Annotated in this window: 18 protein-coding genes and 1 pseudogene; 14 read left to right on the top strand and 5 right to left on the bottom strand. The window is 45.1% G+C overall.

Annotated elements, in window-relative coordinates:
* The first annotated feature begins 38 nt into the window (after positions 1-38).
* The 3 genes from A3844_RS04005 to A3844_RS03995 are packed head-to-tail and all read left to right on the top strand — an operon-like array spanning position 39 to position 3,986.
* Positions 39-1,712 carry a spore germination protein gene (locus A3844_RS04005; protein WP_083606678.1) on the top strand — a complete coding sequence of 558 codons (1,674 nt, stop codon included), beginning with the start codon at positions 39-41 and terminating at the stop codon, positions 1,710-1,712.
* A 23-nt stretch (positions 1,713-1,735) separates the two neighbouring features.
* Complete coding sequence (locus tag A3844_RS04000; protein WP_074102397.1) at positions 1,736-2,836, top strand: GerAB/ArcD/ProY family transporter; 1,101 nt, start codon at positions 1,736-1,738, stop codon at positions 2,834-2,836.
* A complete protein-coding gene (locus A3844_RS03995) occupies positions 2,823-3,986 on the top strand; it encodes a Ger(x)C family spore germination protein (RefSeq protein ID WP_167374624.1) in 1,164 nt (387 codons plus the stop codon). Before A3844_RS04000 ends, A3844_RS03995 begins: the two co-directional genes overlap by 14 nt.
* A gap of 108 nt (positions 3,987-4,094) precedes the next feature.
* Here A3844_RS03995 and A3844_RS03990 read toward each other — a convergent pair whose 3' ends face one another.
* The 4 genes from A3844_RS03990 to A3844_RS03975 all read right to left on the bottom strand — a co-directional run bounded on the left by A3844_RS03990 (position 4,095) and on the right by A3844_RS03975 (position 9,443).
* On the bottom strand, positions 4,095-5,036 hold the full coding sequence (locus A3844_RS03990) for an alpha/beta hydrolase (RefSeq protein WP_083606677.1): 942 nt from the start codon (positions 5,034-5,036) through the stop codon (positions 4,095-4,097).
* 56 nt (positions 5,037-5,092) lie between these two features.
* Positions 5,093-7,240, bottom strand: a complete 2,148-nt coding sequence (locus A3844_RS03985; RefSeq protein WP_083606687.1) for a serine hydrolase domain-containing protein — start codon at positions 7,238-7,240, stop codon at positions 5,093-5,095.
* Positions 7,241-7,410: 170 nt separating this feature from the next.
* A complete protein-coding gene (locus A3844_RS03980; RefSeq protein ID WP_074102394.1) occupies positions 7,411-8,772 on the bottom strand; it encodes a sensor histidine kinase in 1,362 nt (453 codons plus the stop codon).
* Positions 8,769-9,443 carry a response regulator transcription factor gene (locus A3844_RS03975; protein ID WP_074085744.1) on the bottom strand — a complete coding sequence of 225 codons (675 nt, stop codon included), beginning with the start codon at positions 9,441-9,443 and terminating at the stop codon, positions 8,769-8,771. The genes A3844_RS03980 and A3844_RS03975 overlap by 4 nt, the downstream gene beginning before the upstream one ends.
* A 446-nt stretch (positions 9,444-9,889) precedes the next feature.
* Between A3844_RS03975 and A3844_RS03970 the strand changes: the two are divergent.
* Positions 9,890-10,117, top strand: a pseudogene (locus tag A3844_RS03970) (transposase); the annotation flags it as partial.
* Positions 10,118-10,440: 323 nt separating this feature from the next.
* Here the strand turns inward: A3844_RS03970 and A3844_RS03965 are convergent.
* Positions 10,441-11,343 carry an AraC family transcriptional regulator gene (locus A3844_RS03965; protein WP_083606676.1) on the bottom strand — a complete coding sequence of 301 codons (903 nt, stop codon included), beginning with the start codon at positions 11,341-11,343 and terminating at the stop codon, positions 10,441-10,443.
* Between the two features lie 200 nt (positions 11,344-11,543).
* Between A3844_RS03965 and A3844_RS03960 the strand changes: the two genes are divergently transcribed.
* The 10 genes from A3844_RS03960 (at position 11,544) to A3844_RS03915 (ending at position 26,899) form a co-directional block, all read left to right on the top strand.
* Positions 11,544-13,727, top strand: coding sequence for an alpha-galactosidase (locus tag A3844_RS03960; protein WP_074085598.1), 2,184 nt, complete (start codon positions 11,544-11,546; stop codon positions 13,725-13,727).
* Between the two features lie 113 nt (positions 13,728-13,840).
* On the top strand, positions 13,841-15,625 hold the full coding sequence (locus tag A3844_RS03955; RefSeq protein ID WP_074085597.1) for a sensor histidine kinase: 1,785 nt from the start codon (positions 13,841-13,843) through the stop codon (positions 15,623-15,625).
* A complete protein-coding gene (locus tag A3844_RS03950; protein WP_074085596.1) occupies positions 15,618-17,165 on the top strand; it encodes a response regulator transcription factor in 1,548 nt (515 codons plus the stop codon). The genes A3844_RS03955 and A3844_RS03950 overlap by 8 nt, the downstream gene beginning before the upstream one ends.
* Before the next feature lie 85 nt (positions 17,166-17,250).
* Positions 17,251-18,207 carry an ABC transporter permease gene (locus tag A3844_RS03945; protein ID WP_074106681.1) on the top strand — a complete coding sequence of 319 codons (957 nt, stop codon included), beginning with the start codon at positions 17,251-17,253 and terminating at the stop codon, positions 18,205-18,207.
* Positions 18,208-18,221: 14 nt separating this feature from the next.
* Positions 18,222-19,160 carry a carbohydrate ABC transporter permease gene (locus A3844_RS03940; RefSeq protein WP_074085594.1) on the top strand — a complete coding sequence of 313 codons (939 nt, stop codon included), beginning with the start codon at positions 18,222-18,224 and terminating at the stop codon, positions 19,158-19,160.
* Positions 19,161-19,242: 82 nt separating this feature from the next.
* Entirely contained in the window at positions 19,243-20,949 is a 1,707-nt protein-coding gene (locus tag A3844_RS03935; protein WP_074102391.1) for an ABC transporter substrate-binding protein, read from the top strand.
* A gap of 183 nt (positions 20,950-21,132) precedes the next feature.
* Positions 21,133-23,583: a glycosyl hydrolase gene (locus A3844_RS03930; protein WP_074106680.1), complete on the top strand. Its 2,451-nt coding sequence runs from the start codon at positions 21,133-21,135 to the stop codon at positions 23,581-23,583.
* Between the two features lie 344 nt (positions 23,584-23,927).
* Positions 23,928-24,896 (top strand): LacI family DNA-binding transcriptional regulator, encoded by a 969-nt coding sequence (locus A3844_RS03925; protein ID WP_074102389.1) that lies wholly within the window; start codon positions 23,928-23,930, stop codon positions 24,894-24,896.
* 142 nt (positions 24,897-25,038) lie between these two features.
* Positions 25,039-25,989: an ABC transporter permease gene (locus tag A3844_RS03920; protein ID WP_371916009.1), complete on the top strand. Its 951-nt coding sequence runs from the start codon at positions 25,039-25,041 to the stop codon at positions 25,987-25,989.
* Between the two features lie 13 nt (positions 25,990-26,002).
* A complete protein-coding gene (locus tag A3844_RS03915; protein WP_074085590.1) occupies positions 26,003-26,899 on the top strand; it encodes a carbohydrate ABC transporter permease in 897 nt (298 codons plus the stop codon).
* The last annotated feature ends 62 nt before the right edge of the window (positions 26,900-26,961 follow it).

Genomic DNA, 26,961 nt, shown 5'->3' with positions numbered 1-26,961 from the left:
GAATTTCTTGATTCCCATGAAAGGGTGAGACCATCATCATGCTGTATAAGGTCATGGCTTATCTTATTAAACCGGACATCTGGTTAGGCGCTTTTTTCTCCTTCGCTTTTCCATTTGGAGTATCAAGAGTATTTCATTGGTTGGAAAGAGGAAGTAGGGGGAATTCCCGCTGGTTGGGCATTAATCCAAAAGAGAAGGCCCAAAAAAGTTTCATAAAGCAAGAAATATCTCAACCATCATCCATTCCGTTTACAGCTGAACTGAATCATAATTTGCAGGCGATGAAAGAAATAATCGGGCATAACTCAGATGTTTTATTTCGTCAGTTTAAAGCTGGTCCATTAAAGTGGAATGCGGCTGTTGTTTATGTTGATGGTTTGGTGGATAAGATGGCTTTAGTTGAACAGGTAATTAAACCGTTGATGCAGGATCAAGGAATACTTAATCCACAAAACATCAATGTGAATGCATTGAACAACAGCATCATGGATTCTGTTGTTTGTTGTGCAGAAGTTAAGGAAGTTCTCAGCCTTGACGATTGCGTACATGAAGTATTATCTGGAAACGCCGCATTATTCATGGAGGGTACTGCTAATGTCTTTATCCTGGGTCTAACCGAAGGGAAAGAAAGAGCCATAGAAGAACCTCTTACCGAGGCAGTCGTACGCGGACCAAGGGATGGTTTTGTTGAGAACCTTCGTAGCAGTACAGTTCTGCTTCGTCGACGCATCAAGGACCCTGGCTTCACGATCATCAACTATACTGTCGGGCGCCGTTCAAGAACGAACCTGTCCCTAATGTATATAAGAGGATTAACCAACCCCGAATTAGTAAAGGAAGTACAGGAACGTGTCGAGAGAATCGATATTGATGTGATTCTGGAATCGGGAGAAATTGAACAGCTGATCGAAGATAATGTTCTTTCTCCATTTCCGCAGGCTCAAAATACGGAACGACCCGATCGGGTGGTAAGTGCTTTAATGCAGGGACGTGTTGTCTTGATGACAGATGGGACACCCTTTGCATTGATTGTTCCTGTCACATTTAACATATTGATGACTTCACCCGAAGATTACTATGAACGATGGCTTCCGGCTTCATTAATCCGCATTTTGCGAACTGGTGCCGCATTTATTGCCTTATTTCTGCCAGCGCTCTATATTGCACTAATTTCCTATAATCACGGGCTCATTCCTGCGAAACTAGTTATCTCCATCGCCGCTGGAAGAGAAGGAGTTCCTTTTCCCTCGATTATAGAAGCGTTAATTATGGAAGTTACGCTAGAACTCCTCCGAGAAGCAGGACTTCGCTTGCCAAAGCCTATTGGACAGGCCGTTGGTATCGTAGGAGGGTTAGTTATTGGTCAAGCTGCCGTACAGGCAGCCATCGTGAGTCCTATTATGGTTATTGTGGTTGCTTTGACTGCAATTTCTTCTTTTGCTTTTCCGCAGTATGGAGCTGGGATTGCGGTCCGGATCCTTCGATTTGCAATGATGATTTCGGCTGCAGTCTTGGGCTTGTATGGGATTATATTATTTTATATCCTTATTACGGTTCATCTTGTTAAACTAAAGAGCTTTGGAGTGTATTATATGTCTCCATTCACCCCCCTCCTTCCAAAGGATTGGAAAGATTCCTTCATAAGATTACCCACCAGAATCCTGAAACGGCGCCCGGAAATGAACAAAGCACAGGACCGCACTCGCCAATAGCGGAATAAGGGGATAGAATAGTTATGGATGCAGATCAAAAGGATCAAATAACGGCTTCACAAACCTTCATGATTGTATCCAAGAGTATGATCGGAACAGGAATTATCGTCTTACCACGAGGAATATCCCAGGAAGTTGGAACCCCCGACGGTTGGATCTCCGTGGTCTTAAGCGGCTTACTCGCGATGCTGGCCGGATATATGATTGTAAAATTAAGTCAGCGATTTCCCGGTCAAACTATTTACCAATATAGTCAAAGGGTCGCAGGAAAGCTACTGGGCAAAGCTCTCGCGATCTTCCTAAGCCTCTATTATATTATTGGATCAGGCTATTCCCTCCGTTTTATGGGAGAAGTGATCCACATGTATTTATTAGATAAGACCCCAATAGAGGTAATAATGATTGTTTTTTTGAGTTTGGGAACTTATCTCACAGTAGGGGGAATAAATCCAATTGCACGTCTAACCGAGCTATTTCTTCCATTGGTTATTATATTTTTACTGGTGTTAATAATATTCAGCCTGAAAGACGTCGAATTAGTCAACATTCGTCCGGTGCTAGGGGAAGGAATGACGCCTGTATTGAAAGGAATCAAACCTTCTATCTTTTCGTTCGCCGGTTTCGAAATTATGCTTATTTTCACCGCTTTGATGAAAGAACCGCGTAAAGCGATGAAAACGGTACTTGGTGGTATTGCGCTGGTTATTCCCTTGTATACTTTGGTCGTAGTGATTGCCATAGCTACATTAACCGTTGATGAAGTGAAAACTTTAACGTGGCCAACAATGTCTGTAGCGATGAACATTGAACTACCGGGTGGGTTCTTCGAAAGGTATGAATCTTTGTTCTCTGTTCTTTGGGTAATCTCGATGTATACGTCATTTGTCCTGTATCAGTATGCAGGGTCTCTCGGGCTGGGTCAGATTTTTCGTAAGAAGCATCGGGCATTCACATATGCCAGTTTACCGGTTATTTATCTCGTTGCGATGTTTCCTAGCGATTTAAATAGCGTATTTGCTGTTGGTGATTTTCTTGGGAAAACAGTTCTGTTCATTACCGCAATCATGGTGCCGTGCTTATGGGTTATCGCCAAGCTAAGGAGGATTGGCCTTGAGAACGGATAAGACCCTCTATATCTATACACTTCTCCTTTTACTGGTTTTCCTTACAGGTTGTTGGGATCGAAAGGAGATTGAAGAAGTCGGGATTGTGCTTGGCATCGGACTTGATCAATCGGATGAGAAGGAAAGCAATCATCAATCGATTTCCATGCTTCATCAGTTTGCCGTTCCGAAACAATTTGCCGCTAGCGATACTGGAACTTCGCAAAAGGATTACATCAATCTCGTTAGCGAAGGAGATACTGTTTTAAAAAACATTCGTGAAATGTCGACACGAGCTGACCGCCCTCCCTCTTATGAACATTTGAGGATCATTGTAATTAGCCAGGCGTTAGCAAGGGATATCGATTTAAAACGGATTACCAATTTTGTATTACGCAATACGGACACTAGACGCTCCATTCGTGTAGTAATAGATGAAGGGAATGCCAAGGATATATTTGAAAAGCGTGGGATCTCCACGAACCCTGCTTTGTTATTAAGAGCATTATCGGATAATTACAAAACCTCCTTGACCATGCCGAGCGAATCGAAATTAGGCGATATATCGGAAAAATTGACGGGAAAGACGAGCTTCATTGTTCCTGGTGTAGAAACTACAGACGCGGGCGTCAAATCTGCAGGGGGAGCTGTGATTAAAGGCAGCTTGGCTAAAATGATCGGATGGTTAGATGAAGAGGAAGTTGCAGGATTGAATATATTGAAAGGAGAAAAGAGGCAAAACGGAATCGTAAAGGGTACAGATCCGAAGAGTGGGGAAGCTATTGTCTATGAAATTCGAACTATAAAAAGCAAAATCAAACCTAAATTCAAAGGAAACCACATTTCTTTTGAAGTGAAGATACATACAGTAGGAAAGCTACGGGAAGATTGGGTGGATCCCGGAAATGCATTTAAATCAGAATTGATAAAGAGAGCAGAACAAGCAACAGAAGCATCCATAAGGGAATCGGTTGGGAAGACACTTTCCAAAATGCAAAAGAGCCTCAAAGTAGATGTAGCAGGTTTTGGAACAAAAGTCAGAATTGAAAATCCTAGGATATGGAATAAGCTGAAAGAAGATTGGGATGAAGAATTTAGCGAGATGCCGGTTGAAGTTAAGGTGAATGTAAAAATTCAAGAGTTCGGAACCAAAGGAGCGAAGAACGGTTGATAAGGAGTAAATTTAGGGATTATCGGCTTCGATAGTACGGACATAAAAAAGTACACCTCATCCAAATCCATGGACGACGTGTCTTTTTTTGGTACTCATTGATATCTTTTATTTTATTTCATTCATAAATCTCCTGAAATTTTCCGCGATTTCTTTGGATCGGGTATAGTGCAAATAGTGCTCTCCTTCAAATGTCATCACTTTTCCATGTACTGAGTTTTTTATTTGCTCGTCATGAAGAGGTATCCAATTTTCCGTTTCGGTATCATTCGCTTGTAAAAAGAAAATAACAGGAAGCTCTTTGGGGAAGGACAAGTTCTCAGCTGCTTTGAAATTAGGACCAAAATTTTCGCCTTCATTCAGGTTGTTCGGATTAAACGTATTTTTGAGTGAAAGCATTCTAATTTGTTCTCTGGTTTCATCATCAACGTCGGGTGCAAGCAGTTGGTCAGGGGCCAGTTTCATTAACAAGCGGTAGAACCCTGATTTTTTAAGCAGTTTATACGTTCCTGCCGGGAATGGATCGTCCGTACCGCCTTGTGTTGGAACGCTGCTTTCAATTCCGACAAACGCACTGACTTCGTTTGGATATTTGTTCACATAATCCAGTCCGTAAATCCCTGAAATGGAGTGAACCATGAGCGTGTACCGATGAATATTAAGTTGCTGTAAAGCTTCATGAATTTCACTAACCATATTTTCAGTGGTACGCTCTTTTTCAGTTAAGTCACTTAATCCATAACCGAAAGGCTCAATTACGACGACTTTGTATAAGGGAGATAGCTCATCAATTAACGGTTTAAAATCAAGGGCTGGAGCTGGTGTTCCATATCCGGGAAGCAATACCACCGTTTCTTCGCCTTTTCCTTGAATCAACACATTCATGTTTTTCCCGTCAACCGCTACAAACTGGCCATAGGGTTTTATTTTCCCTTCCTCCGATTTGTTACTAAATACATTAATAATAAAAACAGTGGCAATAAATAATACAGAAGCAATAACTATGGCTCCGAATATTTTGAGCAAAATGATTAATATTTTTTTCATCATGATGGTTCTCTCCTGTTGACTTTGTATGTTGTACAGCCGTTTGTAATCCATTCATTTTACTTTTTTAATAAAATTTCAAATTGGGAGCCAGCCTCACCTGCAAATACAATACGGCCGTTTTCTGGTAAGACAACTTCATTCTTACCGCTGACCACGCTGTGATTAATACAAATACCTGTCTGGTCATATACCGCAAATCCCCCATTTGCAGGCATCTTCACGGTCATGACTTTTCCTTTCACAGTAGCTGGTACCGAAAACCATTTGGCATATCCATCTGCTTGGATGGTTGTTGCGGATTGTTTACCCGAATAGATTGGTTTCACCATTTCCTCACTGGCGTATACATAACCTGAAAATGTAAGATACTCTCCTCCGTTCTTTTTGGAGAAATGAATGTCCATCGTATCCCGTCCGGCAGTACCAGGAATCTGCAATCGATTGGCTGCTTCGTTGGCTCCAATAATCTTATTATTGGACATATACCCTGGATTCTCTTTATTCATATGAATAGGCAGGATCGATGTAGCATTAAGATAGAGCATTGATGTGTATTTCTCATTCACCAGATAATATTTTTTACCATCGCGCTTTGCCCATGCAGCGTTAATCTCCTTGGATAATGTATTGGCTGTAAGCTTCTCCGCATTATATTCTGAGAAAGCCAGCTGTCCGAGTCCTGGAACGGATATATAGGATCGAGACCACAGGTAGGTACTCCCATTTTTCTCCACAACGAATTTTAACTTTTCTGTACCTTCGTCGTTAACAAAATTACCATCCGCAGTATATGTGTATTTTTGAACCGGATTACTCGGAGCTGTGAGTGAGGATATAGTCATTTGTCCGGCCGTATTTATATTGATCTTCGTAACCGAATTATTGCCACCATATATACCTGCATACTTGGAGATTTCCTTAGGCATATTTGCCTTCACTGGCACGCCAAATGATTTTTCCGGCTTCCGTTCTGTAATCATGCCCTTTTCTTCAAGTGCGCTGAGTAATAATTCATTCGCAATGAATTGATTGGTTATGCTTGACCCGCCTGAAGAGATAACCGCTGCAGCCATGTTATATCCTGGAAGCACCACTAATGAAGAATGATAAGATAACGTATCTCCTCCTTTTATAACGGCCTGAATACCGTATTCGTTGAATGGGAACAAGTTCACGCTATCCCACCCTAATCCGTAAGACATAAGCGAATCGCTATCCTTAGGCCACATGCCTCTTTTATACTCTTCTTGTGCCATGGCTTTTACCGACTTACTTGAAAGAATACCCTTAACTTCTCCCGTGAAGATTCGTGAAAATTTGACCAGATCTTCAGCGGTGGAATACAGACCTCCAGTACCGAGGACATTATAATTCTCTTTTGGAAGTTGTCCTTTATAAAAAGGGGAATAGATTCCCGCCATTTCTGCCGGATCAAGCATATCCTGTGGTGTTTTGGTATGGTTCATGTCCAAAGGCTCCGTAAAATAGTTGTGTATATATGCGGTATAGCTGATACCGCTAACTCTTTCAACCAGAATCTCGGCTAACGTAAAGCCATCGTTGCTGTAAACTGAGTATGCGCCGGGATCTGCCTTCAGGTGTTGAATCGCCAATTGCTCCAAAAACGTATCATGTGAATACGTGTCATTATCTCCGTACAGTGTGGCATTGCTGGTTGAGGTGCCCAGAAGACCAGAGGAATGATTCAGCAACATACGGGGTGTAATCTGTTTGTATCGGTTATCTTTCATTGTAAAGTCAGGCATATAGTTCACAACAGGCACATCCAAATCGATCTTACCTTCGTCAACGAGCTTCATTACAGCGGCTGTAAGCATCATTTTACTGGTTGAACCGATGCCATAGATCGTATTCGAAGTAAGCGGTACCTTGTCGTTGATATCATTCTTGCCCGTTTGACCGGAGACCACAATCTCTCCACCATCGATGAGCGCATATTGCAGACTTGTCGTCCCGTACGTCTCGGTCAGTAATTTGGCTTTTTCGATCACGTTGTTCTTCGTTGTCTCATACGTAAGATTGCTGTTGTTATTCATGGCAGTCGGTGCGGCCATTGCAGACATTGGAGCAAGTATCGTCAGCATGAGAGTCGCAGCAGCTATAGTAATTCTTTTTCTTGTTGTCCCCATACTCATCTTTGTTACCTCTCCTGGTTTCACTCTCGCATCTACTCCTGTCTTCATCATTATGTTAGGCCACCTTAACGGGGGCGCTAAAGACAGTATAACCAACCAAGATGTCCCCCTAATGACTACAACATGAACGTAGGATGAACAGGCCAAAAAAGTTTGCATCATCACATGCAAGAAGGTTTATACATGGTGTCGTAGCCTAGAGAAGGCATGAAATCCAATTACCCTGCAGGTGTTGTGATTGGCAAGATGACTATGAAGGTCGTTCCTCTTCCGTATTCGCTCTCCACCCGGATGTCCCCTTGATGAAGCGATACGATCTGCTTTACAATAGCCAGTCCCATACCGCTGCCTTCATATTTCTGGCTGTGGGAACGATCAGCTTTAAAGAATCGGTCAAATATACGCTTTTGGTCTTCCGGGAGAATACCAATACCCGAATCCGATATGCGGACGGTCACGTTCTTGATATTCTGTTTGATCCTGACGCTAATTCGGGCACCATCCTTGGAAAATTTGATGGCATTGCTGAGGATATTGGTCCACACCTGATTTAGCTGGTCATGATCGGCCGTGATTTTGGTGGGCTGCAAATCAAGATCGAACTGAATGTTGCGGGCTGACCATTGGGGTTGAATAGCGACGATTACTCGTCTGATCTGTTCATCCAGACTGAGTGTGGAGAGCCGCATTTGCAATGAATGAGATTCAAGCAAACTCAGCTTTAGCAGACTATCACTTATTTTGGACATTCGTGCAGTTTCAGTGATGATAATATCGAGATAACCGCTTCGTTCGTCATCCGGAAGGTCTACCTGCTTGAGCGCTATAGCAAAACCGGAAATGGAAGTGAGCGGAGACTGAACTTCATGGGACACGTTTGTCACGAATTCCCTGCGCATCTGCTCAAGCCGCTGTAGATCGTGCATCATTTCTTCGAAGCTACGAGCCAAAGTACCTATCTCACCCTTTTGTTTAATATTAAGCTTGATGTTGAAATCTCCAGCAGCTATAAGCCGGGTCGCTTCTGTCAGCTTTTTGATCGGTCTCACCAGAAACATCGCGGAAATTAGAATCAATAGGCTTCCTGCTATTAACGAACAAATCAAAAAAGTTACAACAAACTTGATGAAAAATGAGGTGGAAGAGGAAGTGAGGGGCTCTACAAACATGGCTTTGCTGCCCATTTCAGTTTTTATCGGCAATCCCAAGAAGATCGTATCAATCCCATTGACTTGGACCTTTCCCCCCTCCAGCACTTTCTTCACTTGTTCCGTAGTCACCGGGAAAGGATATTGTCCTTTAAGTTCTCCGAAGGATTGGAATTGATCCGTTGCTTTATAGATTCGAATGTGGTAGGAATTGAGTTGCTTCATTTCACTTATAAATATTTCTGCTTCAGGTAACGGCAATGTCTCGTAGATGCGGACGATATCCTGGCCAAAGTCAAGCAAGGTGAGTTGCAGGTTTTCGTTTAATTTATCTTGAAATATCCAGGTTGCAGCAAAAAAAGCAATGATTGTGCCCCCGATCACGGAGACCAGAAAGGTCAGGACTACGCGTGTATATAAGGAACTCATCACTCCTGCACCTCAAGCCGGTAGCCAAGTCCGCGCACCGTTTCGATACGAAAATCGGAGATAGCCGCGAAACGTTCGCGTAGGCGTTTAATATGCACGTCTATCGTTCGATCATCGCCAGTATAATTAATCCCCCAAACTTGATCGATTAATTGCTCCCGCGTATAGACTTGTCCCGGTAATCCAGCAAGTTTATACAATAATTCGAACTCCTTAAGCGGCAAGGTGAACGACTCTGTACCTCTCATGACTTTATAAGTCTGCCGGTTCAGAATGACGTTGCCTAACTGGATGGTCTGCGTTAAACCTATACGGTATCTTTTCAACAGTGCCTTGACGCGAGCCATCAACTCAAGCGGATCGAATGGCTTCGTCAAATAGTCATCTGTCCCGAGCTGGAATGCTTGTACTTTCTCCCAGGTTTCGCTTCTTGCCGTCAACATTAGTAACGGAAGATCAGGATTGGCTCTTCGAAGTTCCTCGCATAATGCCCAACCGTCCATGACCGGCATCATAATATCAAGAATGACCAAATCGACTGGCGTGGAGGTATAGATGGCCAGTGCTTCCTTTCCGTCTGCGGCGTTTATCGTTGCAAATCCGTCTTTGTGCAAAAATAAACAGATGAGTTTGCGAATGTTCGCATCGTCGTCAGCAACCAATATCGTAGGTATCGTTGCCACTCTCCTTAAAAAGAATAATTCTTCGGTTGTGCAAGAGCGAAGAATGTCTAAATTATGCTACCTCATTGGCTGGAATCATGCAACGAAATTGATGTGAGAAATGATTTAAGAGTTATAGACGAAAGGGGCTGTCCCAAAAGCCATGAAATGGCTACTTGGGACATCCCTTGTTTTTGGAGTCGGACAAACGTTGTGCTCCGTGAGGACGCTCCGCGAACGGACCGTTGTTCCAATCGCTCTTGTGTCCAGATTTTTTTAATTCCCCTTAGCGGTGAAAATCCGGACACAAAGGCGAACGCTATCGCTTTTCCACAATCATTCCGTCCTCTCCGCTGTTTAAGCGGGAAACATCCTACAATATTTATAAAAACGCAAAAAAGAAACCACTCTTTTGGTAAAATGGAAGTGCGACCAACCATTTCAAAGGAGGGTTTCTTTTGTACATTCAATATACCATGGACCCACTTTGCTTGCCAATGGATTTAGAAGAAGATATCCCACCAAATCACCTCGTTCGTGTCGTGAACGCAGCAGTGAATCGACTCGACGACGCCATCTTTGACGCGGCCTACCCTGGCGGCGGCCGTGACAGCTACCATCCTAAAATGCTCACCAAAGTTATTATCTACGCCTACACCCAGCGCATCTACTCCTCCCGGCAAATCCGTGTCCAAAACTGGGGTCAGATGCTACTCCAGCTCTCCGTTTTCTTTCGGGAACGGATCGGCCAGTGCTTACGCTAGTGTCGCGAATTCCCCCTCGGGGGAATTCCTTGCTAAAGAGTTTACACAAAATTATTGACAGACCCGTTTCCTCTTAAAAAATAATGATATTAACGTAGATTTGCATAAACATGTACCCGAAATATGTTATCCAAACGATATAACTGAAGTGGGAAATACCAATGAAATTGACCATTCAATACAGATAAGTCCAAATGTGCATGCACCGTTAAGACTAAGGCAAGTTGTTTCATTACTGGTGCGTGCTAATTTGAGCTTGGCATGTAACTATAAAATAAATGCTCCTCTTCAATCTGGATAATGGATTCTTGAGTGTCGTCCTGCATTTGAGCCTGGATCTCCGTCCGGTAATTTTTAGGGGAAGAGCCTTTTACCTTTTTGAACATTTTGGAGAAGAGCAGTGGATCATTATAGCCTACGGATCGGGAAATATCAGCGATCGAAAGTTCCGCATGCCCCATCATTTCACAGGCTTTGTTAATTCTATAATGAATTAAGTAGTTTTGAATGCTGACCGACATTCGCTCCTTAAATAATGAGCACAAATAGCTTCGGTTAAGTCCGATATATTGGGCAATGTCCTCAATAGTAATGCTCTGAGGATAATTCATTTCGATAAAATCTTTTACCTGTTCAACGTAGATTTCTGCCCGGGTCTCTTTAACTTCAGGGGATGCCACCGGGCCGTACTCCACCAGCTGCGATAACAATATATATAGTAACCCTGTCAGTCTGGTTTCCCGGGCTTTATGGAATACTCTTGATTCGTTCATCAACTGCAAGTACTGGTAAATCATATCATCTCTATCATAGTGAATGATTGGAGATGCTTTGGTTAGCCCGGCTTGCTTGAGGAGCAGCTCCGCCGAGGTTCCGTTAAAGCCAACCCAGCAATAAGTCCAGGGATCTGCTGTATCGGCTTGATAATAAGTAATAATATCCGGAAAAATTAAGAACCCCTGTCCCTTCTTTAAGGAATACCTCTTTCCCTCGACTTCAAAAATCCCTTGTCCGCTTAATACATAATGGAGTAGATAATGACTTCTCACCGCTGGCCCAAAAAAGTGACCCGGTATACATTCCTCAATACCGAATTGAGTAGTATGCAATTCTGTGTGTTGTTTACTACGTGGCAAATACTCGAGCACAGTAAGCCTCCTGGGTATAATAATCTAGCATTATTATATATTTAGTGAGTACCAAGCCATGTACTAGATGGCTTATTTTATATATTATTTCTATAGAACTGACTGCTATATTATATAAGCTTATCAAGTATTAAGCCATGTATTAATAGTTGGAAGCAATAAACTCTTAATAGCATGAACTAGAAAGAAGGGGATTTTCAATGGGCATATTCGTACAAGAGCAGGAAGGGCTGTTTCATCTGCAGTCGTCCGGCATGAGTTATATTTTTCAGATCGTTAACGGGTATCCAGTACATGTCTATTGGGGAAGCAGGCTGATACACCGGGAATCTATGACTGAACTGATGCTTCATACCCCGGTAAATGCCGGATTAGACCGGCTGCCGCAAGAATACCCGCAATATGGGAGCGGAGATTTCCGGAATCCGGTATACCAGGTTGAACTTGAGGATGGAACACGCATCACAGAGCTTAAATATATGGGGTACAAGCAAATAAAAGGCAAACCGTCCTTAACCGGACTGCCGGCTGTTTATACAGAGGATGAGACTGAAGCGGATACATTGGAAGTGGAACTAAAGGATGCTTATTCGGGTCTAATAGTTGTGCTGAGTTACTGTATCTACGCAGACCGTAACGTCATTGTCCGCTCGGCTCGTCTATCCAATAAGGGAGACAAGAAGTTACGGCTTCGACGTGCCTTGAGTGCCAGTGTCGATTTTCCGGGTAACCGCGATTTTGAGATCACTTATCTTTCAGGTGCATGGGCTCGGGAAGGTAATATCACCCGCAAAGGTCTTCATCAAGGGGAGACCCGAATCGATAGTAAAAGGGGCATGAGCAGCCACCAAATGAATCCATTTGCTGCGCTAGTCACTTCGGAAACGAACGAATACCAGGGGGAGGCTTTTGGTTTTAGCCTTGTCTATAGTGGTGGCTTTGAAGCAGTGGCGGAAGTGGATTCGTTCGGCTCTACCCGGTTTAGCATCGGTATAAATTCCTTTGACTTTACTTGGCTGTTAAGTCCCGGGGAGAGTTTCCAGACTCCGGAGACTGTTATGGTATACTCCGGACAAGGATTGGGAGAAATGTCACGGACGTATCACCGGTTGTACCGGACCCGCTTGTGCCGGGGGAGATACCGGGACGAAGAACGTCCGATATTGGTCAATAACTGGGAAGCTACCTATTTTGACTTCAATGCTGAGAAGCTGATATCAATAGCAGAAGAAGGCGCCAAGCTGGGGATCGAGCTTTTTGTGCTGGATGACGGCTGGTTCGGAAAACGGGATTCTGACAATTCGTCGCTTGGCGATTGGTACGAGGATCGTCGGAAGCTGCCAGGCGGTCTTGCCGATGTGGCGGAGCGCATCAACCAGTTGGGCCTTGAATTTGGGCTATGGGTTGAGCCAGAGATGATCTCGCCGGACAGCGAGCTGTACCGCAAACACCCGGACTGGTGCCTTCATGTTCCAGAGCGCAGACGCAGTGAAGCCAGATGGCAACTCGTTTTGGATTACACCCGCCAAGATGTACGTGATTATATTTATGACTCACTTTCCGCTATTTTCTCAAGTGTGCCTGTCGCTTATGTGAAATGGGATATGAATCGGTGTCTGACGGAAATTGGCTCGGCTGGCCTGCCGCCGGAACGTCAATCCGAGACTGCTCATCGTTATGTTCTAGGGTTATACGAGCTGTTAGAGCGTATTACTGCCTCATTTCCGCATATTCTGTTCGAAAGCTGCTCCAGTGGGGGCGGGAGGTTTGATCCTGGGATGTTATACTACATGCCGCAAACCTGGACCAGTGACAATACCGATGCGGTAGAACGGCTAAAGATTCAATATGGTACCAGCCTTGTGTATCCCGTAAGTGCAATTGGAGCGCATGTATCCGCTGTGCCTAATCATCAGGTTGGGAGAATAACCCCTCTTGATTTCCGGGGGGATGTCGCAATGTCTGGAAACTTTGGTTATGAGCTTGATTTGACGAAGTTCACTGAAGAGGACAAAGTGACGGTCAAGCGCCAAATCGTAACCTATAAGGAGATACGCGGATTGGTACAGAGTGGGGACTTGTACCGTCTAAAGAGCCCGTTCGAAGGCAACGAGTCAGCTTGGATGTTTGTTTCCGGCAATAAAGAAGAAGCACTGGTTTACTACTTTCAGGTGATGGCCGTGCCAAACGCGCCTCAGAGATTTTTGCGTCTTGCCGGCCTTCATCCGGAATTGGAATATGAGATTCGTCCGGGGCACAGTGATGAACAGTACAACTATGGCGGAGACAGGCTGATGCAGATTGGACTACCGATTGTTTATGAACAAAAGGATTATGAAAGCGGATGGTTCAGAGTTAGGGCATTAAAGCCAACTATTGCTTGATTTATAGGATTAGCCAATCGCAGAAAAAATATCTTCAACCAATCAATACCCCTTTCTGTATGAATAGGGGTATTTGGTATGTAGCGGTTAACATTGGCCTGGGAGGGTTAACCATGTATTTTATCCGCATGATGAATGATATGAGAATGAAGAAAAAACTAGCGTTTACCTTTATTTCAGCGGCTATACTTCCTTTGCTGTTATCCGGACTTTATTTAACCGGAAAGCTCAGGGAGATCGTAATTAATAATGCCTTTATGCAAGTATCGGATAATGTAGATCGCGTTCGCAAGCGTACGGAGGAACTGATTAAGGTACCGCTGGACATTTCCTACCGTCTATCCGTGGATAACCGGATGAAGAAGGTAGCCTCGCGGGAGTATGCCAATTACGGTGAAGTTATTCAGGCTTACCGTGAATATACGGATATTCGCGATTATATCCAGTTGTACAAGGAGATATCCGGCATCCGGGTATATGTCGAAAACCCGACTGCACTGAATAACTGGGAATTTATACAGCCGGGCAAAAGCATTATGGACCAAACATGGTATAAGGAAGCCATCGATCAGAAGGGACTGGCCGGTTGGAATCTCATTAAGAATGAACAGAGTGATACAGAATCTATCAGTCTCATTCGCTCTTTCCCCGTGGATGCCATAGGTAAAAAGGGAGTATTGGTCATTAATGTGGATCAGCAGCAATTAAGCTCGATTCTGGATCAGGAATCATTTACTACCTTGATTGTGGATAGCCGAAACCGGATTGTCGGATCTAATGAAGCGGAACTGACCGGGATGAATCTGTCGGACATCAAGGTTGATGAACAGATCCTTTTAAATCAGGAGGGAAGCTATAACACGGTCGTTAAAGGGAAAGACTCCAAGGTGGTTATAGCGGATCTGAATCCGCCGAACAGCTGGAACGGGCTGCGCGTGATCTCTATCATTACCGTTGCCGGGATTACCCGTGAAGCCGATCAGGTTATTCTGCTGGGTGCAGTTGTGATCATGGTCAGCCTGTTGTTTGCTGTCCTGCTTATCTATGCTTCTGCTACACTGTTGTCCCGGAGAATGCTTCGTTTAAGCAAGCATATGGCCAAAGTGGGTTCGGGATCTTGGGAAACGTATATCCATATTGACGGTAAAGATGAAGTCGGCCTGTTGTCCAAGCAATTCAATACGCTTCTTAGAAGCGTGCATGATCTGGTCCAGGAAGTTCAGGAAACAAATGCCCAGAAGAATCTTATCGAGCAGAGACAAAGCGAGATCAAGTTCAAAATGCTGGCCAGTCAGATTCATCCGCATTTTCTCTTTAACTCCCTGGAATCCATACGGATGGAAGCCCATATCCGCAGGCAGGACGATATCGCGGAGGCTGTTTGGCTGCTGAGTACCCTGCTGCGGAGCAGCCTGGAGGCTGGGAGCGGCAATATTCCCCTTCGGGAAGAAATCGAGCGCGTACGCTGTTATCTCGATATGCAGAAGTTCCGGTATGAAGACCGCTTGGAATATCACCTAACGGTTGATCCGGTCCTGCAGGAGCTGCCGGTTCCTCCGTTAATTATTCAGCCCCTGGTAGAGAATTCTATTCTACATGGCTTGGATAACCGTGAAGAAGGAGCTGTCATTACTGTTGAAGTGAAGAAAATACCGGACGGAGCTTTAATTAAAGTATTTGATAACGGTGCTGGCTTCCCGCCAGAACGGCTGGCCGGGATTCGGGCGGAGCTTGCAGAAGACGTTCATGAACAAGAGAGTGAGCGGATTGGTATGCGAAATGTAAACGACCGGCTCGTTCTGATGTATGGGGAATCCAGTGCTTTAAGTATCGAAAGTCAACCGGAAACCGGCACCACGATTACATTCTTTATTCCTGGAGGCGTAGATAATGATTAAGGTTGTTATTGTGGACGATGAACCGAAGCTGAGACAGGGACTCCAGACACTGATTGCATGGGAAAACCTTGGTTTCACTATCGCCGCCACCGCAGGCAATGGCAGAGATGCATTGAAGATCATCGAGGATGAAGAGCCTGAACTATTAATCGCAGACATTCGGATGCCCGTTATGGACGGCCTTCAGCTTATTCAGCACTTGCGGTCGGCGGATCATCAGATGCAGTGCATCATTCTTAGCGGATATGCCGACTTCGAATATGCCAAACAAGCGATCAAGTACGGTGTAGCGGGATATCTCGTTAAACCAGTCAATATCGCAGAAATGACAGCTACGCTCAAGCTCGTACGCGGGCAGATCGAGAAAGAACGTTTGCGGAGGGACTGGAATAGGACGCAGGTGAATAACCCGGAGCTGTGTCTGCAAAAGCTGCTCAACCCGGAGAAGAATGAAGATCCGGCCACGCTGCGAAGCATGATCAGACAAACGGGTTTATTATGGAGCCACTACGAGATCGTAGTCATATCTCCCCGTGTATCTGAAGCCGACCGTTCGGAATCCTTAAGCCAGCTGTCTGCAGGACTGAAGCAAGGGATGGAGGAGCGGAATATGGGGATCGTGACTGAAAGCTCCCCGTATATTATTCTCCTGCTCAACGCGCCCTTACACGGAAGGCAGCGGCGTGATCAGCTATACGATGAGATCCGGTGCATCGCTGGCGATACCCGGTTTATTGCTGCGACCGGAGGAACTGTTACTGAACCCGAGCATATTTACAACGCTTATGTGAATGCAAGGCAAGCGGTTAAACAAGCCTTTTTTAGCTTTAATGACCGGCTTCTGGAGCCAGGCCTTATTCTGTTGTCTTCTCCCGAGTATCCCTGTCTGAGCGGTGAAGCTGATGAAAAGGTGCTGGATAATTTAATATTCCGCTTGTATTACAGCTTGGATGCAGGTAATAAATCCATGGTGATGCTGCTTCTCAAGGAGGCTGCTGCTTTATTTTACAGACAGGAACAAGAGGAGAAGTCGGTCAGGCAATCCTTCTTCTTCCTGACAAACGCGATTATTCATAGGCTCGCAGCCTCCTCCCGGATAGAACCCAAAGAAATGGAGTCCGTTTCACGCTTCTTAAACGGGATTTATCAGTATGATTATCTACTGGATCTTCTGGAAGAGACCCATCATTTCCTGTTGGAGTTTATGGAGGACTCCGGGCCGAAAGGCAAAGAACAGGAGATTAAGCAAATGATCGACTTTATTCAAAGACATTATGCAGAAGACTTAAGGCTATCAACACTGGCGGGCCTGCTGAACTACAGCACACCGTATCTGGGGCAATTGTTCAGGAGTAAGACCGGAGAGTACTTTAATACCTACCTGGACAAAGTCCGGATCCAAAAAGCCAAAGAGCTGCTGGCCCAGGGAATGAAAGTCTATGAAGTGGCTGAGCTGATCGGATACGCGAGCGTGAATTACTTTTTCAGCAAATTCAAAAAATACGAGGGCCGTTCTCCGTCCGAATATAAAAATCCATAGTTTGTGTATGATTTTTCCCGAAATCCGTAGTATGGGATACACCTCTCCTCTGAATTATGATGATAAACAAGAGAGGGGAGGAACTATGAAAACGATAACACTAGGAACGGAAAACGCATACAAAAAAAGAAGGAAGAGTGCGTGGAAGCAACTGAAGAATCAGAAATACCTGTATTACATGTCTATACCCTTTGTGCTGTGGGTCTTTGTCTTTCAGTATTTACCCTTATGGGGCTGGACAATGGCCTTCCAGAAATATAAGCCGGGAATCGGTTTTTTTGATCAAAAGTGGGTAGGCTTTGAGCACTTCCGAACATTGTTCCGGGATGAGCACTTCTATCAAGTGCTGCGAAATACGCTGGCAATGAGCTTTATGGGACTGATCGCCGGGTTCATCGTACCGGTCATCTTTGCCCTGCTTCTTAATGAAGTACGTGTGCAGAGTATGAAACGGTTCGTGCAGACTGTATCCTATCTTCCGCATTTTGTCTCTTGGGTCGTGGCTGCAGGGATTGTCAGTAAGATGCTCTCTACGGATGGCGGAGTAATCAATGATATCCTCCTTGGCCTGAATATTGTGGATCAGCCGGTTCAATTCATGGCACAAGGCCACCTGTTCTGGGGGATTGTCACCGGGTTGGATATTTGGAAGGAAACAGGCTGGAATGCGATTATTTATCTCGCTGCCATATCCGGCATTGGCCCCGAATTATATGAAGCTGCAAGGGTAGACGGTGCGAGCCGTCTTAGACAAATGTGGCATATTACGCTGCCGGGGATCCGGCCGACGATTATAGTCCTGCTGATTATGTCCATCGGACATTTGCTCGGAACGGGATTTGAGAAACAGTTTTTGCTGGGGAATCACCTGGTCATCGATTACTCTGAAGTGCTTGATTTATATGCGCTTAATTATGGTCTGGCCATGGGAAGGTACTCCTTCGGAACAGCAATCAACATCTTCAATTCTGTGATTAGCCTGATGCTGTTATTTGCGGCCAACGGAGTATTCAAGCGCTTTACGAATGAAAGCATTATGTAGGGAGGAAGGGTGACATGGGGGTTGTCAACAGCAATACGCAGGTCGGCAGGTTAAAACAAAGCCGTCAGGCGAAATCAGCACATGACCGGTTTCTTGAAATCATTGTTTATGTATCCATGATTGTTGTAACTGTTCTGACGATTTATCCGTTCTTAAACGTGCTGGCCATCTCACTTAACGATTCGGTGGATACGGTCCGGGGAGGTATCACCGTTTGGCCGAGACAGTTTACGCTGGAGAATTTCAGTCTGATTTTTACTTATGGAAGTCTGATTACCGGTTTTAAAATATCAGTTTTGCGGACGGTTATTGGTACAATAGCAGGCCTAATCAGCGGCTCAATGCTGGCCTTTACGCTGGCGAGGAGCGATTTTCAGGCAAGAAGATTTGTCTCCATGTTTCTTGCTGTCACGATGTATGTCTCAGGCGGGCTGATTCCGGGATTTATTCTGATGAGAGATCTTCACATGATTGATACTTTCGCTGTTTATATTCTGCCTGGTCTTGTAAGCGCGTTTAATGTCTTCGTCATCCGCTCGTTCATCGACGGTTTGCCGTTTGCATTGCAGGAATCCGCTAAGCTGGACGGGGCTAACGATTTCACGATATATTGGCGCGTTATTCTGCCGCTGTGCAAGCCGGCATTGGCGACCGTGGCCCTGTTTCTTGCGGTAGGCCAGTGGAACTCATGGTTCGATACGTATCTGTTTAACGGCAGTAATGAGTCCTTGACCACGCTGCAATATGAATTGATGAAAATTCTACAGAGTACGACTACAAGTGCAACTAATTCCCAAGACACTGCTAACATGGCTGAGCGGATGTCACAGGTCTCACCGGAGTCGGTGAAAATGGCGATTACTATTGTGGTTACAGTTCCGATTTTGATTGTGTATCCGTTTTTACAAAAATACTTTGTCAAAGGTATGACGCTCGGTGCGGTAAAGAGTTAGTACCTCTCAGCTGTGGTGTGTCCAGGCTAAGGCCTGTCTCATACGAAGTATGATCGAATTCATAAAATTAGGGGGTTGCTTCATGAAGCCGGAAAAAAAGAAGTTTGTTGTCTCTTCCTTGGTGGCGCTGACTATAGCGTCGACACTTGCGGGATGCAGCGGGAATAATGGCTCTACTGCCGGAGAGGGCAGCAACGCGGAAGATTCTTCGTCCGGGACAGATGTAAAGCCAATCACGCTAACCTATTTTTCGGAGGACGGCAGCACGAATTGGAATAACATGAAGGATGAAGTCGGCAAGATTATTACGGAGAAGACGGGTGTAACCCTGGATGCAGAGTTTGCTGTCGGTGATCCGGTACAGAAGATCTCACTGATTGCCGCAACAGGCAACTATCCTGATCTGTTAGCTGCAAAGGCAGATGTCGGCAAGCTTGTAGACGCCGGTGCGGTCATCGATCTTACAGATTTAATCGACAAGTATGCTCCGAATATCAAAAAAATGTTAGGAGATAAGCTTGTACGGACCAAGTACAGCCTGGATGATGAGGCGATTTATGCCATACCAACCTGGTCAGCAGTGGATGAGAAGAAAATGAAAGCCGACGGCGGATTTGAACTCCAGCATCGTGTAGTTAAAGAGGCCGGTTATCCGGAAATAAAAACAGTGAAGGATTACGAAAAGGTTATTCAGGATTACATCGATAAACACCCGACGGACGAGAACGGAAATAAAAATATCGGGCTCTCACTAAACGGGGACGATTGGCATATGTATCAGGTTACCAACTCGGGATTCCAGACAACCGGGGGACCGGACGACGGCGAATATTACATCGATCAGGAAACGCACCAGGCAACTTATCATTTCCGCCGTCCGGAGGAAAAGGAATATTTCCGCTGGTTGAATCATATGAACGACATCGGTCTGCTGGATCCGGAAAGCTTCGTGCAGAAAACCGACCAGTTTAAAGCTAAAGTGGCTTCGGGCCGTGTTCTCGGGCTGGCGGATCCGGAATGGGATTACGGGGATGCACAGAATGCATTAAAGGCGGCAGGTAAGTTTGGTCAGACTTATGGTCATTATCCGGTTACCTTGAGTAAAGAGTACAAGGATACCAGCTTCTGGCCGGCCGGCTTCGACGGAGGGTATGGGATCTCGATTTCCAGCAAGTGTAAGGACCCGGTACGTGCCATTCAGTTCCTTGACTTTTTGGCCTCGGAAGAGGGTCAAATTCTCAATAACTGGGGAATCGAAGGGAAGCATTATACGATGGAAAACGGTAAACGTGAGGTTATTCCGGCAGTGCAGCAACGTATGGATAATGATAACGCCGCTTTCCAAAAAGAATCGGGTGTCGGACTTTACTGGAATATGATGGTTCATTACGGGGACGGGATTAAAGATTCAACCGGAAACTATTTCACCCGGAGTTTTCCGGAACAGCTGACGGCGAGCTATAGTGAACCGGAAAAGGAAGTACTGAAGGCATACGGTGTGGATCATTGGAAGGAACTCTTCCCGTCAGAAGAGGAATTCGAGCCAAGAGCGTATGGTGCGGCTTATACGATGTCACTTGCCAGCGACGATCCTGCTGTGATTCTTGGAGCCAAAATGAAGGATATTACCTGGAAACGAATTCCGGAAGCAGTGATGGCTAAGCCGGAGCAATTCGACAAGATCTGGGACGCCTACATGGAAGATCTGGATAAGGCCGGAGTGAAAGAGATGGAAGAAGCCTATACCAAGCATGTCCAGGACCGTATTAAATTGTGGTCTTCAAAGTAATCTAGTTGCTCATCCGGGCCCGTTTCCAACGTCTGTGCGAGGGAAACGGGCCCATTGCTATGATGAGTGATAGAGATAGACTGTTCCGCCAGCGGCAACGGCTAAATTTATTGCCATATATGTAAGCGCTTTAATGTGTGGTGGAATCCTATTGCTATCAAAGATATTCAAGGAGGTACGTTAATGAGGCTGGAGATTAAGAGATTACTATTAGGCTTATTATGTTTTAGTTTGGTCTTCTCTTTACTGGTATATTCAGGTGCGAATCGTTCGGAGGCCGCAGCTTCCGCTGCAGAGTCGGACAGCCAACCAGGCGTTATCAAACTTACTTATGCAGATGCAGTATTAGATGGCTATGGCATCGAGAAGCGCGGAAATGTCTTTGAAGATCAGGATCGGCTTTATAATGGCGAAGGGTACCTCTCATTCTTTTTCGCTGAAAATGCGTCCTCTACGGAGCAGGCCGGAAGTGCAACCTTTACTGTAGAGGTTACAGAGGCGGGATTGTACAAAATGAGTATAGGCTACTATATTCCTGAAGGCTATGGCGGGAAAGCGACGAGCATTCAAATTAATGGGGTTGGTACTGGTGAGTTAACGCTGGATGCACCTGCAGCAGGTATGGTTAGGGCTGAAAAAATGGTTAGCAAAGTGATGTTAAATGCCGGTAAGAATACCATCAAGGTCAACCGGGGCTGGGGGTATTATGGCCTTGAATATCTGAAGCTGGAAGCGGCCAGGGCATCTCAGGCAGGGGGCATGCTGGAAGCGGAGGAAGGTGTGATGAGCGGCGGCGTTTCAATAGAAACCCAAGGTAAAGGGTATTCCGGCCAAGGTTATGCGGCATTCCAGCAATCAGGTTCACTTAGCTTTACTTACAAGGCACCCTCGGCAGGAATGTATAACCTTCTAATAGGCTACAGTGCTCCAAACGGTGAGAAGAAAACCAGTATGATTGTGAACGGGCAAACTTCGGAAATTTCTCTGCCGGAGCAGACAGGTTTCAGCGAAATTTCCGCCGGAAAAGCATTGCTGAAGGAAGGCGATAACACGATCGAGTTCTCAGCGAACTGGGGCTGGTACAATATTGATTATGTCAAATTGACGGCTGCCGATAAAGCGGAAGGCAATGCCGTGACGGGCAAACTAATTAACCCGGAAGCGACCTCTGAAGCCAAGGCGCTGATGAATTATTTGGCAAGCCAGTATAGCCATAAAATCATATCGGGTCAGCAAACATTGGAGGATGCCGAATGGATCGGACAGCAGACCGGCAGATTTCCGGCGATAATGTCCACGGATTTAATGGATTACTCCACTTCCCGTGTCGACAATGGCGCCACTTCAACTGAGGTCGAAAAAATGATTGATTGGTACAAACGCGGCGGTATTGTAGCTCTGTGCTGGCATTGGAATGCCCCCAAGGGGATTGGTGGGAATGAGCCCGGCAATGAATGGTGGAGGGGCTTCTACACTGAGCATACAACCTTTGATGTGGAATATGCGCTCGATCACCCGGATTCTGAGGACTACAGCCTGCTTATCAGGGACATTGATAATATCGCACTCCAGCTGAAACGTCTGCAGGATGCAGGTGTTCCCGTGTTATGGCGGCCACTGCATGAGGCAGAGGGCGGATGGTTCTGGTGGGGAGCAAAGGGACCGGAGCCGGCGAAGCGGTTATGGAAGCTGATGGTTGACCGGCTAACCCATTATCACCATCTGAACAATCTGATCTGGGTATGGAATTCCGAGAAACCGGAATGGTATCCGGGAGACGATGTCGTGGATATTGCCAGTGTGGATACGTATAACCCGGCAGGTGATTACAACCCCAGCATTGCAAAGTATGAGGGACTAAGCTCTTTGGTGAATAATAAGAAGCTAATCGGATTGGCGGAAAACGGGCCGATACCCGATCCGGATATGCTGCAGGCTTATGGTGCGTACTGGAGCTTCTTCAGCACTTGGACAGGCGATTTCATCAAGGATGGCACTACAAACGCTGCTGAACACTTGAAGAAAGTATATCAGAGCGACTATGTTGTCACACTCGACGAACTTCCGGCTAACCTGTATACCTTTACGGAATTTTCCGATCTCAGCGGCCATTGGGCTAAGGAGGATATTGAATTATTAGCGGATAAATTGCTGGTCAAGGGTGATGGCGGCCGGCAGTTCGCCCCCGGCCGTTTAACGACACGTGCTGAATTTACAGTGATTATTACCAGAGCACTGGGTCTAAGCGCTTCAAGTACACCCGTCCAATTTACAGATGTTCCGGAAACAAAGTGGTATGCGGAGCCGATTAGAACCGCTGCTCAAGCTGGTTTGATTACAGGTTATTCGGACGGTACCTTCCAGCCGGACACACAGATTACGCGTGAGCAAATGGCAGTGCTGATCGTTCGCGCTGCGGCACTTGCTGGTCAGAAACCGGCAGCGGTAAAGAATGTTCTGAATCAGTTCGCGGACGCTTCATCTATTAGTACCTGGGCAATGGACAGTGTCAATGTAGCGGTTGCTTCAGGACTTATGAAGGGATTAACCCGCGACCATTTTGCGGCAAAGGATTCAGGAGATCGGGCACAGGCTGCAGTCATGATTAAACGTCTGATAGCATATGTGAACTAAATAATTAAATGCGGTTGTTGATGTGAAGACCATCTTGCAATATTTAAGCGAATGTCCGGGAGCTGGATTAAAGGTTCTATACTTAAAATACATTATTGATGCCTCCCGGGCATTGGCGGCAGGAACAGATTAGTATATGTTGCTGCTGGCTGACAAGGATCACATGGCAGCTTGTTTAAGCCTTTCTGGTAGATGCGGATTCCCGTACCTATGGCGTCCCTTCCACGAATCCGAAGGGGAAGTGCTGGTGAGAATTATAGTATTGAAACGTTTCCAAATTAACTATTGAAACGTTTCCACTTTGGTGATATTATAATTTCCATAAGAGAGTTCGGGGGTGTTCAATGACAAGCATTAAAGATGTAGCCAACTTAGCTGGTGTTGCTGTAGGAACCGTGTCCAGAGTCATTAACAACTCTGGCGCTGTGAAACCTAATACACGCAGAAAAGTAGAGGAAGCGATACAAGAACTGAATTATTTCCCTAATGAAGTCGCTCGAAACTTTAAGATGCAGAAATCCAAGATGGTTGCTTTGTTGCTTCCAAGTATCTGGAATCCGTTCTTTTCTGAATTGGCTTATTACATTGAGGATGAATTGGATCGGGAAGGCTTTAAGCTTATGCTGTGTAACAGCGGCGGAAAGCCCGAGAAGGAATTGTATTATCTGGATATGCTGCGGCAAAATAAAGTGGCTGGTATTGTGGGCATAACTTACAACGATATCGAGAATAATATTAGCAACGACATTCCGATTGTAAGTATCGACAGACACTTCAACAAGAAAATCACTTGCGTCACTTCGGATAATTACGAGGGAGGACGATTAGCTTTAAGGGAACTGGTGAATGCAGGGTCGCGGAAACCAGCTTTTATTGGAAGTGTTACTTCTGTTTTCAGTGAAACCATGAACCGGAAAAAAGGATTCATTCATGAGGCACAAGCCTTGGGAGTCGATTATGTGATCTATGAGAAGCCGGACCCCATTGTGGACGACAATGCCTATTTTAATGAGTTCTTAGATAAGCATTCTGATGTGGATGGTATTTTCGCTATTACTGATATGTTAGCCGCCAACTATATAGAAAGAGCACGCAGGCAGGGTATACGTGTTCCTGAAGATGTAAAGGTCATCGGTTACGACGGGATTCAGGATAATCCTTATTTTCATCCTATACTATCAACGATCAGACAGCCAGTGGAAGAAATGGCACGCATGACAATCAGATTACTCTTTAGCAAGATCGAAAATATTACCTTGGATCAGCAAGTGTATCGTATCCCCGTTATATTCAAGAAAGGTGAAACTACCTGATCTTCTTGGATCGGAAAAACATCAGCTCATCGATTTGGATGTACGATCTGACGTTTTTCTTTTCTAAATTGGAAACGTTTCAATACTATTTTGGAAACGTTTCAAAATGAATGATTACTTTTACATGAAAGGGAGTTTAAGGGTGAATTCAAGAACCAGCGGGACGGATCATTCTTTGATCAAACCAAATCGTAATCGATGGAGTCGAGTTAAACGCGACTATGAACTGTATCTGTTTTTGCTGCCGATCATTATTCTTTATCTCGTATTTAAGTATTATCCAATGTACGGTGTGCAGATTGCGTTTAAGGACTTTTCACCAAGCCAGGGGATCTGGGGGAGTGAATGGGTAGGATTCCAGCACTTTGTAGATTTTTTTAATTCCTATAACTTCTGGACGATCATCACGAACACGCTTACACTCAGTTTTCTGTCACTTTTGTTTGGCTTCCCGGCTCCTATCATCATCGCAATTATGCTGAACCAAATGCTGGGCAAGTCCTACAAAAAATTTGTGCAGACCGTGATCTATGCACCGCACTTTATCTCTACCGTTGTACTCGTCGGTATGCTCAATGTGTTTTTGTCTCCAAACAGCGGAATCGTGAATCACGTCATCACCTTGTTCGGAGGAGATCCCATTCTGTTTCTGGCTGATGCAGGTTGGTTCCGTCCTCTGTATATATTGTCAGGGATTTGGCAGGAGACAGGCTTTGCCACCATTATCTACCTTGCTGCTCTTGCGGGGGTCAATCCCGAACTGCATGAAGCTGCAATTATGGATGGAGCGAGTAAATGGAAACGTGTATGGTTTGTGGACATTCCAAGCATCTTGCCTACGATCGTTATCCTGCTGATTCTGGCACTCGGCAACATTATGAGCATCGGTTTTGAAAAAGCGTTCCTTATGCAGAGTGATTTAAATTATGCCACCTCCAATATTATTCCAACTTATGTGTATGAAATGGGGATTCAGAAGGCTCAGTACAGCTTTTCTACGGCAGTTGGCCTGTTTAATTCATTTATTAATATTATCCTGATTTTTACCGTAAACCGGATCGCCAAAAAGATGACAGAGACCAGTCTTTGGTAAGGAGGAGTTCATATTGAATCAATTATTGAAGAGAAAGAGCAGAGGAGACGCATGGTTTGACATCATCAACTATCTTTTGTTGACCGTAATTATGCTGCTCGTATTATTTCCGTTGTACTTTGTACTGATTGCATCATTCAGTGATCCTAATTATATCTACTCAGGTGAAGTTTGGTTGTTTCCTAAGGGCTTCACGCTGGATGGGTATGAGCGGATTTTCAGTGATTCGTCCATATGGATAGGTTATGCCAATTCAATTTTATATGCGACTCTGGGAACGTTAATTGGAGTTGCGGTGACTGTATTTGCGGCCTACCCGTTAGCTCGTAAAGATCTGGCAGGAAAATCTGTAATTATGTGGTTTCTGCTGATTACTATGTTTTTTAGTGGGGGGCTGATTCCAACCTATTTGCTGATTAAGGATCTTCATATGCTGAATACGATCTGGTCACTTGTGATTCCCGGAGCAGGCGGTGTATTCAATGTAATTATCGTGAGGACCTTTTTTCAGTCGTCCATACCGGATGAAATGTGGGAAGCGGCATCTATAGATGGATGTTCCAATACAAGATTCTTTTGGAGCATCGTCCTGCCTTTATCCAAGTCCATCCTGGCTGTAATGGTGCTGTATCATGTTGTTGGCTTCTGGAATGGTTTCTTCGACGCTCTGATCTATCTGAACGATGAAAGTAAATATCCGCTCCAACTGGTGCTTCGCAACATTCTTGTTCAGAATCAGGTCAACTCTGGCATGATGCTTGATGTAGAATCCTATGCAGCGAAGATGCGCGTTACCGAACTGATCAAATACGGTGTCATCATGGTATCCAGCCTGCCGCTGCTCATATTGTATCCTTTCCTTCAGAAGTACTTTGTTAAAGGCGTGATGATTGGCTCGATCAAGGGCTGATTTTGACATGGTGCTTGAAGGGGGGGATGTACAGCAGCATTCAGACAAATGCAAAGAAAGAG

The sequence above is a fragment of the Paenibacillus helianthi genome, from assembly GCF_001909055.1.
Lineage (GTDB): Bacteria > Bacillota > Bacilli > Paenibacillales > Paenibacillaceae > Paenibacillus_AQ > Paenibacillus_AQ helianthi.
Note: the sequence above shows the minus strand (reverse complement) of the source record. Positions and strands in the feature narration are given on the sequence as shown.

Coding starts and splice junctions, on each gene's coding strand:
- A3844_RS03930 (WP_074106680.1), top strand. CDS start 21,133: ATGAGGCTGGAGATTAAGAGATTACTATTAGGCTTATTATGTTTTAGT.
- A3844_RS03990 (WP_083606677.1), bottom strand. CDS start 5,036: ATGATGAAAAAAATATTAATCATTTTGCTCAAAATATTCGGAGCCATA.
- A3844_RS03935 (WP_074102391.1), top strand. CDS start 19,243: ATGAAGCCGGAAAAAAAGAAGTTTGTTGTCTCTTCCTTGGTGGCGCTG.
- A3844_RS03960 (WP_074085598.1), top strand. CDS start 11,544: ATGGGCATATTCGTACAAGAGCAGGAAGGGCTGTTTCATCTGCAGTCG.
- A3844_RS03945 (WP_074106681.1), top strand. CDS start 17,251: ATGAAAACGATAACACTAGGAACGGAAAACGCATACAAAAAAAGAAGG.
- A3844_RS03925 (WP_074102389.1), top strand. CDS start 23,928: ATGACAAGCATTAAAGATGTAGCCAACTTAGCTGGTGTTGCTGTAGGA.
- A3844_RS03950 (WP_074085596.1), top strand. CDS start 15,618: ATGATTAAGGTTGTTATTGTGGACGATGAACCGAAGCTGAGACAGGGA.
- A3844_RS03940 (WP_074085594.1), top strand. CDS start 18,222: ATGGGGGTTGTCAACAGCAATACGCAGGTCGGCAGGTTAAAACAAAGC.
- A3844_RS03985 (WP_083606687.1), bottom strand. CDS start 7,240: ATGAAGACAGGAGTAGATGCGAGAGTGAAACCAGGAGAGGTAACAAAG.
- A3844_RS04005 (WP_083606678.1), top strand. CDS start 39: ATGCTGTATAAGGTCATGGCTTATCTTATTAAACCGGACATCTGGTTA.
- A3844_RS04000 (WP_074102397.1), top strand. CDS start 1,736: ATGGATGCAGATCAAAAGGATCAAATAACGGCTTCACAAACCTTCATG.
- A3844_RS03955 (WP_074085597.1), top strand. CDS start 13,841: ATGTATTTTATCCGCATGATGAATGATATGAGAATGAAGAAAAAACTA.